The sequence below is a fragment of the Agromyces sp. P1_H4 genome (assembly GCF_056405255.1).
Window position 1 is genome coordinate 1 of record NZ_JBFUCL010000202.1, and the last position, 6835, is coordinate 6835.

Genomic DNA, 6835 nt, shown 5'->3' on the forward strand with positions numbered 1-6835 from the left:
GTGGCCGCCCGCATGGTGTCGACGCTGACCCGGATGCCGCGGCCGGCGAGTTCGCGCACGACGGGCACGACCCGGCGAAGCTCCTCGTCGGGCTCGACCCGCGCGGCACCCGGACGCGTGGACTCGCCGCCGACATCGAGCACGTCGGCGCCCTCGGCGGCGAGCTCGAGGCCGTGCGCGACGGCGGCCTCGGCGTCGAACCAGCGCCCACCGTCGCTGAACGAGTCGGGCGTCACGTTCACGACGCCCATCACCAGCGTGGGCACCGGATCAGTCACGTTCGTGGGCCCCGATGAGCGCGATGATCTCGGTGCGCGCGGCCGGCTCGGCCAGCGCGCCGCGGCTCGCGATCGTGATGGTCGAGCTGCGCTCCTGGCGGGAGCCACGGGTGGTGACGCAGCGGTGCTGCGCGTCGAGCACCACCAGCACCCCCTTGGGGTCGAGGCCCGCCTGGAGGGTGTCCGCGATCTCCTCGGCGAGCCGCTCCTGCAGCTGCGGCCGCGCCGCGAGCGTCTCGATCACGGCGGGGATGCGGCCGAGCCCGACCACCCGGTCGCCCGGCAGATAGGCCACGTGGGCGGTGCCGACGAAGGGCAGCAGGTGGTGCTCGCACACCGACCGGAACGCGAGGTCGCGCAGCACGACGGCGTCGGAGGTCGCCGGCACCCCGGCATCCGTCGCCCCGATGGGCACGGTGTCGGCGAGGTGGCTCAGCGGGTCGACCTGGAGGCCGCCGAAGAAGTCGGCATAGGCCTCGGCCACCCGCTGGGGGGTGCGCTCGAGGCCGGGCCGCGTCGGGTCCTCGCCGATCGCGAGCAGGATCTCGTGCACGGCGCGCTCGATGCGCCCGGTGTCGACACCGGCCATGGCACCCCCTCTTCGGGTCGGTCGACTACGCCGTCGCGGGCCGCGGCTTCGAGCGGGATGCGCGGGATGCGGCCGGCTCCTCGAGGGGCGTGTCGCCCGAGTCCACGCCGCCGTCGACGGCGCCCTGGTCGATCGGCGCCTTCGCGGTGGGGAAGGCGATCGGCGGGCGGTCCGAGACGGGGCGACGATCGCTCGAGAGCCAGAGCGGGCGCTCGGGCAGGCGTCGCACGTCCTTGAAGATCTCGGCGATCTGGTTGTGGTCGAGCGTCTCGTGCTCGAGCAGCTCGGCCGCGAGGTGGTCGAGGATGTCACGGTTGTCGTTGAGCACCTGCCAGGCCTCGTCGTGGGCCTGCTCGATGAGCGAGCGCACCTCGGCGTCGACCCGCTCGGCGATCTCCTCGGAGTAGTCGCGCTGGTGGCCCATGTCACGGCCGAGGAAGACCTCGCCCTGCGACTGGCCGAGCTTCACGGCGCCGACGTTCGCGCTCATGCCGAACTCGGTGACCATCTTGCGCGCGGTCGAGGTGGCCTTCTCGATGTCGTTCGACGCGCCCGTCGAGGGGTCGTGGAACACGATCTCCTCGGCGACGCGGCCGCCCATCGCGTAGGTGAGCTGGTCGAGCAGCTCGTTGCGGCTGATCGAGTACTTGTCCTCCAGCGGCAGCACCATCGTGTAGCCGAGGGCGCGACCGCGCGGCAGGATCGTGATCTTCGTCACGGGGTCGGTGTAGTTCATCGCCGCCGCGGCGAGGGCGTGGCCGCCCTCGTGGTAGGCCGTGATGAGCTTCTCCTTGTCCTTCATGACGCGGGTGCGGCGCTGCGGACCGGCGATGACGCGGTCGACGGCCTCGTCGAGGGCACGGTTGTCGATGAGCTGCGCGTTCGAGCGCGCCGTGAGCAGCGCGGCCTCGTTCAGCACGTTGGCCAGGTCGGCGCCAGTGAAGCCCGGCGTCTTGCGCGCGAGCACCTCGAGGTCGACGCCCTTGGCGAGCGGCTTGCCCATGGAGTGCACCTCGAGGATGCGCTGGCGGCCCTTGAGGTCGGGCGCGTCGACGCCGATCTGGCGGTCGAAGCGGCCCGGGCGCAGCAGCGCGGGGTCGAGGATGTCGGGGCGGTTCGTCGCCGCGATGAGGATGACGTTCGTCTTCGGGTCGAAGCCGTCCATCTCGACGAGCAGCTGGTTGAGGGTCTGCTCGCGCTCGTCATGGCCGCCGCCGAGGCCCGCACCGCGGTGCCGGCCGACGGCGTCGATCTCGTCGACGAAGATGATCGCCGGAGCGTTCTGCTTGGCCTGGTCGAAGAGGTCGCGAACGCGGCTCGCGCCGACGCCGACGAACATCTCGACGAAGTCGGAGCCCGAGATCGAGTAGAACGGCACACCGGCCTCGCCCGCGACGGCGCGCGCGAGGAGGGTCTTGCCCGTTCCGGGAGGACCGTAGAGCAGCACGCCCTTGGGGATGCGGGCACCCACGGCCTGGAACTTCGCCGGCTCCTTGAGGAACTCCTTGATCTCCTGGAGCTCCTCGATGGCCTCGTCAGCACCGGCGACGTCGTCGAAGGTGACCTTCGGGCTCTCCTTCGAGACGAGCTTGGCCTTGGACTTGCCGAACTGCATGACGCGGTTGCCGCCGCCCTGCATGCCGGACAGCATGATCCAGAAGAAGAGGCCGATCAGCACGAGCGGCAGCAGGATGCCGAGCATCGACAGGAACCAGTTCGGCTGCGGCACCTCGTCGTTGAAGCCGTCCTTCGGGTTCGCCGCGTCGACCGCGTTCACCACGTCTTCGCCGCGAGGCGTGACGTAGTAGAACTGCACCTGCGACCCGAGCTCGTCGTCGGGCTTGGCCAGCGTGAGGTCGACGCGGTTCTCGCCGTCGACGATCTTCGCCGAGGCCACCTTGCCGTCGCTGAGGAGCTCGAGGCCCTGCTGGGTCGAGACCTCCTTGAAGCCGGAGGCGGTGATGAGGCTCGATCCGATCCACACGGCGACGATCGCGAGCAGGATGTAGATGATCGGCCCGCGCAGGATCTTCTTCATGTTCATGGTGGTGCAAGGCTACCGTCGCGATGCTGGATGCAGGCCACGTGTTCGCTGAGGGCTGGTCAGCAGCCGTCGGCCGAGGCTGCTCAGCCGGCGGATGCCGCGGCGCGATACCCCTTGAGCCCCACCATGTAGGGCAGCCCCTTGCCGGCCGCCGCGAAGGTGCGCCCGAGCCGGCCGCCGAGCGACGGCGCGGGCAACGGCTCCGCCGAGCCGTCGAGGTCGGCGACGTCGACGAAGTAGGCGTGCACCGGGCCGAAGCCCTCGAGTTCGGGTTCGACCTCGTGCACGGGGCCGCGCATCGCGTCCTCCCCCGTGCGGTACAGCTCCTCGGAAACGAGGACGTACTCGGGGACCCCGACCGGGTTCTTCAGCAGGCGATGCACGAGGATGACGTCGATCCCGACGAGCTTGACCCGATCGCGGATGCTCTGGATGGCCACGTCACCGACATGCGCGACGAACTTCAGCTTGAGGTCGGCTGCGCCCTTGCATCCGTTGCACGGGCACAGGTTCGCCGCGACGTACCGTCGCTCGAGGTGGAAGGCCCGGTGCATCGCGACGGCGGCGTCGAGGATGTCGTCGACCGCGGCATCCGTGTCATCGTCGGCGGCCTGCCTCGAGAGGAACGCGGCGTCGCCCTCGATCTCGATGAGGTCGAAGCCCGGGGCGGCGTCGATCATCTTGTCGAGCATGCGCGCGGTGTTCACCTCGGCGTGCGCGAGGCTCATCCGATGGGTGCTCATGTACTCGGTGTAGCCACCGATGTCGGCGATGAGCAGGACGGCGCGGCCGGATTCCATGCCCAAGGGTCGCACCAAAGCCCCCGGTGCACAATGAACCCGTTCGGGGCGCCCGCTCACGGAGGGGGCGGCGGCGGCTCCCCGTGCGACTCCGTCGGCTCGTAGCGGTGCAGCAGGTCGTCGACCGTCGCGGCGGCCTCGGTCGCGCTCGCGGTGTAGCCGAGGACCACGGGGAGGAACCGCTCGGAGCCGAGTGACTGCAGTTCGAGCGGGCTCCTCGCCACGACGGTCGCCGTGCGACGGGTGCGCCGGAGCAGGGCGATCTCGCCGAAGCCCTCCCCCGGGCCGAGCGACGCCACCACCCGGCCGTCGCCCACCACGTCGGCGTCGCCGGACGCGATCACGTAATAGCGGTCGCCGACGTCGCCCTGCGTGAACACGGCCGCGCCCGCGGGGACGGCGACCGGTTCGAGGCCGCGTGCCAGCCGCTCGATCGACGGCAGTGGCAGCGGCCGCAGCATCGGCACCCGCTGCAGCAGCCCGATCTGGGCATCGAGCGCGTCGACGGACCGGTCGAGCCCGCGCAGGCGACGCCAGGACACCACGGCGAGCACGGGGCACACCAGCCCGATCGCGATCAGCGCGGTCTGGACGCCGAACCACTCGATCATCGTCGAGGCGACGACGGCACCGATCCCGATGAAGACCGCCACGAGGCTCTCCAGCACGCCGAACACGCGTCCGAGCACCTCGTCGGGAGCCATCCTGGCGATGAGGGTGAAGCCGGCGAGGTCGATCAGGGCATTGCCCACCCCGATGAAGGCCAGGAGCGCCAGCGCCGCCGACTGCTGGGGGACGAGGGCGACGAGCGTGAGCGGCAGCCCCCAGAGGCCCACCCCGACGGCGAACCACCCACCGAGGCGCCCGGATCCGACGAGGAGCGACGCGCCGAGCGACCCCAGCACCGCGCCCACCCCGACCGCGGTCATCAGCGCCCCGACGCCGGGCTCGCCGGTGCCCAGGAGCTCGATGGCGACCACCACGGAGAAGACCGTGAGCGCCCCGCGGGTCAGCGCCTGCGCCGCCGCGAGCCCGAGGATGAGGGTCAGGTCGCGATTGCCGGCGACCGCCCGCACCCCCTCGACCGCCTCACGGATGAGGTTCGGACGGCTCGGCGCGGCCGGCCGGGGTGGGGCGTCGTAGCGCAATCGCACCAGGAGGGCCGCCGCCAGGAACGAGGCGCCCGCGGCGACCCAGAAGACAACATCCACCCCGGTGAACTGGAGGAGCACCGCCGCGAGCAGCGGCCCGACCAGGGTCGCCGCGGAGTCGAGCAGGCCGCGCACCATGTTGGCGCTGGCGAGCTCGTGCCCGGTGCTGCACAGCGAGGGCAGGAGGGCGGAATGCGCCGGGCGGTAGAGGGTGGCCGCGATCGTCGACAGCACGGCGAGCGCGTAGATGACCGCCGAGGGGCCCGAGACCGCGACGACGACGGCGGCAGCGGCGGTCGCGATGCCGCGCACGATGGAGACGAGGATGAGGACCCGCTCGCGGCGCCCCCGGTCGGCGATCGGCGAGAGCAGCGGGGCGAGGATCGCGGAGGGCACCATGCGCAGCAGCCCGACGAGCCCGACGGCCGCCGCACCCCCGTCGCGGTAGGCGACGATGCCGAGCGCCACGGTGAAGGCCCACTCGGCGGTCCAGGCGCCGAGGAAGCTGAGCTGCGCACGGCGCAGGTTCGGGTTCAGCCAGTTGCTCGCGAAGGCAGCGCCAGCGTCGCGCAGAGTGGTGCGGCGCCGGCCATCGCCCATGGCGATGACTCTAGGGCCTGCGTCGCCCCCGGCACAGGGCCGGAAGCCGGGCGGTCACCCGAGCCTGCTGCGGTGCACACCCGCCGGGCGGCGCCGCCCGCTCAGCTGTAGACGTGCGGCGCGAGGATCGCCACGTCGCGGAGGTTGCGGTACCGCTCGGCGTAGTCGAGCCCGTAGCCGACGACGAACTGGTTCGGGATGTCGAAGCCGAGGTACTTCACGGCGACCTCGACCTTGGCGGCGTCGGGCTTGCGCAGCAGCGCGCAGATCTCGACCGACGCCGCTCCGCGCGACTCGAGGTTGCCGAGCAGCCAGCTGAGGGTGAGCCCCGAGTCGATGATGTCCTCGACGATGAGCACGTGGCGCCCGGTGAGGTCGGTGTCGAGGTCCTTGTTGATGCGCACGACGCCGCTCGACTGCGTGCCAGCGCCATACGACGACACGGCCATCCAGTCCATGTTCACGTGCGGTCGCAGCTCGCGGGCGAGGTCGGCCATGACCATGACGGCGCCCTTCAGCACGCCGACGAGCAGGAGGTCCTTGCCCTCGTAGTCGGCCTCGATGCGCCGGGCGAGCTCGGCGAGCTTCGCGTGGATCTCGGCTTCGGTGACGAGCACCTCGGTCAGGTCGGCCTCGATCTCGCGCGCGTCCATGCCTGTGCTCCCTGGTGTCGTGGGCGAACGGATGCCACGAGCCTACGCTGTGCCCGCCCGCCTCAGTGGTCGCGGGCTCAGCGGTCGCGGGCTCAGTGGTCGTGCGGCAGCACCTCGGTCGAGCCCGTGGTGGAGAAGAAGACATGCCGCCCCGAGCGCGACGCCTGCACGCCGCCGGGCAGGTCGAGCGGACCCTGCCCGTGCCAGTCGGTCACGAGGCGGGCGACGTCGAGTGTCTGCGCGCGGGAGAGCGCGACGCCGAACTCGCTCGACAGCACGTGCCGGATGATCCGCTGTCGCAGCGCCGCGGGGTTCGCCTCGAGCACCCCGACCGAGACCGCGATGCCGGCCTCGGCGGGCTCGCAGATCTCCTCGATGAACTCGTCGATCTGGCTGGTGAACGCCTCATCGTCCTCGCGCAGCTGCTCGGCCGTGCGCGCGAGCGCCTCCGCGACTCCCGGCCCGAGCTCCGCCTCGAGCACGGGCAGCACCCGCTCCCGCACGCGGACGCGCGTGTAGGCGGGGTCGGCGTTGTGCGGGTCGTCCCACGGCTCGAGCCCCGCGTCGAGGCACGCCTGCCGCGTGGTCGAGCGGCGGATGCCGAGGAGTGGACGCGCGTAGCGGCCCCAGCGGGCCGGCATGCCGGCGAGGCTCGCGGTGCCCGACCCGCGGGCGAGCCCGAGGAGCACGGTCTCGGCCTGGTCGTCGAGGGTGTGGCCG

At 71.8% G+C, this 6835-nt stretch carries 7 protein-coding genes; all 7 read right to left on the reverse strand.

Going from position 1 to position 6835, the window contains the following annotated elements; all coding sequences use genetic code 11:
* Nucleotides 1-251, reverse strand: a 251-nt coding sequence (locus AC1DY2_RS12580) for a dihydropteroate synthase (protein WP_476762743.1), incomplete at its 3' end; no start/stop codon positions are given.
* 19 nt (nt 252-270) lie between these two features.
* On the reverse strand, nt 271-867 hold the full coding sequence (gene folE / locus AC1DY2_RS12585) for a GTP cyclohydrolase I (protein WP_476762737.1): 597 nt from the start codon (nt 865-867) through the stop codon (nt 271-273).
* A gap of 25 nt (nt 868-892) precedes the next feature.
* Nucleotides 893-2911, reverse strand: coding sequence for an ATP-dependent zinc metalloprotease FtsH (ftsH, locus tag AC1DY2_RS12590; RefSeq protein ID WP_476762738.1), 2019 nt, complete (start codon nt 2909-2911; stop codon nt 893-895).
* Between the two features lie 83 nt (nt 2912-2994).
* A complete protein-coding gene (locus AC1DY2_RS12595) occupies nt 2995-3711 on the reverse strand; it encodes a DUF2652 domain-containing protein (protein WP_476762739.1) in 717 nt (238 codons plus the stop codon).
* A gap of 56 nt (nt 3712-3767) precedes the next feature.
* Nucleotides 3768-5462 carry an MFS transporter gene (locus AC1DY2_RS12600; RefSeq protein WP_476762740.1) on the reverse strand — a complete coding sequence of 565 codons (1695 nt, stop codon included), beginning with the start codon at nt 5460-5462 and terminating at the stop codon, nt 3768-3770.
* A gap of 101 nt (nt 5463-5563) precedes the next feature.
* A complete protein-coding gene (hpt, locus tag AC1DY2_RS12605) occupies nt 5564-6115 on the reverse strand; it encodes a hypoxanthine phosphoribosyltransferase (RefSeq protein WP_476762741.1) in 552 nt (183 codons plus the stop codon).
* Nucleotides 6116-6207: 92 nt separating this feature from the next.
* On the reverse strand, nt 6208-6835 hold a 628-nt coding region (locus AC1DY2_RS12610), incomplete at its 5' end, for a tRNA lysidine(34) synthetase (protein WP_476762742.1).